Origin of the sequence: Bartonella elizabethae F9251 = ATCC 49927 (assembly GCF_000518165.1) — a bacterium.
GTDB lineage: Bacteria > Pseudomonadota > Alphaproteobacteria > Rhizobiales > Rhizobiaceae > Bartonella > Bartonella elizabethae.
Window position 1 is genome coordinate 1 of the sequence record NZ_JADB01000036.1, and the last position, 2,704, is coordinate 2,704.

4 protein-coding genes and 1 pseudogene are annotated in these 2,704 nt (G+C 38.6%); all 5 read left to right on the forward strand.

Annotation, left to right across the window (positions count from 1 at the left end):
• Window positions 1-104: 104 nt before the first annotated feature.
• Window positions 105-644: a hypothetical protein gene (locus tag T429_RS0108415; protein ID WP_026500974.1), complete on the forward strand. Its 540-nt coding sequence runs from the start codon at window positions 105-107 to the stop codon at window positions 642-644.
• Window positions 645-646: 2 nt separating this feature from the next.
• On the forward strand, window positions 647-1,270 hold the full coding sequence (locus T429_RS0108420; protein ID WP_005775064.1) for a hypothetical protein: 624 nt from the start codon (window positions 647-649) through the stop codon (window positions 1,268-1,270).
• A 14-nt stretch (window positions 1,271-1,284) separates the two neighbouring features.
• Entirely contained in the window at window positions 1,285-1,656 is a 372-nt protein-coding gene (locus T429_RS0108425; protein ID WP_005775063.1) for a hypothetical protein, read from the forward strand.
• Window positions 1,657-1,732: 76 nt separating this feature from the next.
• Window positions 1,733-2,578, forward strand: a complete 846-nt coding sequence (locus tag T429_RS0108430; protein ID WP_005775062.1) for an ERF family protein — start codon at window positions 1,733-1,735, stop codon at window positions 2,576-2,578.
• Window position 2,579: 1 nt separating this feature from the next.
• Window positions 2,580-2,704 (forward strand): annotated as a pseudogene (locus T429_RS09965) (lambda exonuclease family protein); the annotation flags it as partial.

The following is a 2,704-nucleotide window of genomic DNA, read 5'->3' on the forward strand; positions in this document are numbered from 1 at the left end:
GTGCATGGGTTTCTGGCAATAACTCTATTTATGGGGATGCCAAAGTAACTGGAAATACAAAAGAACCCGAAAACGACATCGTTTTAAGGTAGGGGAAAATAATCATGGAAAAAAAATACGAACTGACTGATGAGACAATCGAGCTTGGCTTTAAGACACTTCATAGAATTAGAGCATTGAGAGACTTTGGAGATGTTAAAGCTGGTGATATCGGCGGCTTTATAGAAAAAGAAGAGAACTTAAGCCATGAGGGTAACTGTTGGGTTGGGGATGATGCCTATGTTTGTGCTTGTGCACAGATTTTTGGCGATGCCAAGGTCTATGGCAATGCCAAGGTTGGTCGTTATGCCAAGGTTTCTAATGATGCCCGTGTTTATGGGAACGCATGGGTTATTGATGATGCACATGTTTGTGGTAATGCCGAGGTTTATGGCAATGCACGTGTTTATGACAATGCAGAGGCTTTTGGCGGCACCAAGATTTATGAGAATGCTAAGGTTTATGGCAATGCCCGTGTTGGTAGCAGGGCTCGTGTTTTTGGAAATGCTAAGATTTTTGGTGAAGCAAGGATTTTTGGTGACGCCGAAATAACTGGAAATACAAAAATATCCATAATGGACCCTCTTTTAATGGAGGAGGAATAATCATGGAAAAGAAATACGAACTGACTGATGAGACAATCGAATTTTATGGTCACACTTTACACCGTATACGCGCCTTAAAAGATTTTGGAAAAGTTAAAGCCGGTGATCTAGGCGGTTTTATAGAAAAAGAAGACAACTTAAGCCATGAGGGAAATTGCTGGGTAGCTGATGATGCCTATGTTTATCGTAATGCCCGTGTTTATAGGAACGCATGGGTTTTTGATGGTGCACATGTTTGTGGTCATGTCCAACTTTTTGGTGATGCACAAGTTTACGGAGAAGCATGGGTTTATAATTATGCTTGGGTTGGCGAAGAAGCCAAGATTTTCGACAAAGCCAAGGTTTATGGCAATGCCCGAATTCACGGAAATGCCCGTGTTTTTGATGATGCCGAGGTTTATGATTTTTCCCGTGTTTATGGGAGTGCCAAGGTTTTTGGTGATGCCAAGGTTTTTGGTGATGCCAAAGTTGCTGGTGATGCTTGTGTTTTGGACTATTCTTGTGTTCTTGAAAATGCACGTGTTTATGGTGACGCAAGGATTTTTGGTTATGCACAAGTAACTGGAAATACAAAAATATCCAGAAGCGATACTGTTTTAGAATGTCCGGAAACGACACTGTTTTAAGGTAGGCGATAATCATGTATAGATATGAAATTAAACCTACTTGGTGTGTACAGACAGTTGTGAGAAGTGATCAAAACCCCGGAGAACTTTGTATAACTATCTCTGGATATGAAGATGACCCCTATGTTGATACCATAATTCCTAAAGACGTAATCAATGACCTTTTAGGTGAAGATAATTTTAAGAAAATGATATCAAATCACACACCTAGATGTACATATGCATCATACGCAAGCAAAGTATTTAGATGTATTGGATTTGAAATAGGACGATTTTCTAATGATAAAGACAAAATCTTTATTAGACTTAAGTCTAATGATGAACGTATATTTACGTCAGTATTAGAAATTGATGACATCATACCGCCTCTGAAATTCAATTTCTAACAATCAAACCAAACAACTTTTAATACATGCGTGATTCACGCCACCGGTGAGTTGCGCTTTAATGGAGGAAATCAAGATGAGTGAGTTAACTATCACGAAAACCGAATTAGAAAAACAAACCAATGATGGTGAAAATCAAACAACGGCTATGGACCGCATTTTAAACAGAGCTTTAGAAAACGATGTCGATCTGAATCGTCTCGAACGTCTTCTCGAATTACGCGATAAGGAGATAGAACGACAAGAGCGCCAAAATTTTGTCCGTGATCTTTGCGCTGCGCAAAAGGAATATAAAACAATACATAAAAACGAGACTAATACCCATACCAAGAGTAAATATGCAACACTTGATAAGTATATTGATGCAATCAAAGAACCTCTTGAAAAACACCATTTCGTCTTGTTTTCTCGTATCAAAGAGCAGAATTCAAGTGGCATAACCGTAGAAATGACTTTGAGACATACAACGGGAAATGAAATATCAACACAAGGAACGTTTCCAATTGATGGACAAGGTAGCAAAAATAGCACTCAATCTGTTGGTTCTACAATCACTTATGCACGCAGATATCTCTTAGGCATGCTTCTTAATGTCGCAAGCAAAGAAGATGATAATGATGGAAATAAACCTATTGAAAAAGATTGTCCGCAGCACATCAATGAACTCAAAAATCTTATAGAACAAACTGGTGCAGAAGAAGCAAGGATACTTAAGTATGCTCAAGTCGAGAGCCTTGAAGATATTCCTGATGAAAAAGCACAAATAGTTATTAGAATTTTGCAAGAGAGGTTAAATCCTAAAGCAGAACAATCTCACCCACAACAAGAGCAAATATACGCCTCTATACAAGATGCCGAATATATTCATATCCAAGATATCGAATATGCTCCAACGTCTCATGAACAACAAAGGGCGGTGTGAAATGGAACAAAGATCAGCAGAATGGTTTCAAGCACGATTAGGTAAAGTCACCGCTTCAAATATTTACAACGTTATCAGTAAAACAGCAAAGGGGACTCCTACAAGCAAATATGAAGACTACAAAAT

Bases quoted from the DNA above. Each gene is read 5' to 3' on its own strand.
- T429_RS0108430 (WP_005775062.1), top strand. From the start codon at position 1,733: ATGAGTGAGTTAACTATCACGAAAACCGAATTAGAAAAACAAACCAAT.
- T429_RS0108415 (WP_026500974.1), top strand. From the start codon at position 105: ATGGAAAAAAAATACGAACTGACTGATGAGACAATCGAGCTTGGCTTT.
- T429_RS0108420 (WP_005775064.1), top strand. From the start codon at position 647: ATGGAAAAGAAATACGAACTGACTGATGAGACAATCGAATTTTATGGT.
- T429_RS0108425 (WP_005775063.1), top strand. From the start codon at position 1,285: ATGTATAGATATGAAATTAAACCTACTTGGTGTGTACAGACAGTTGTG.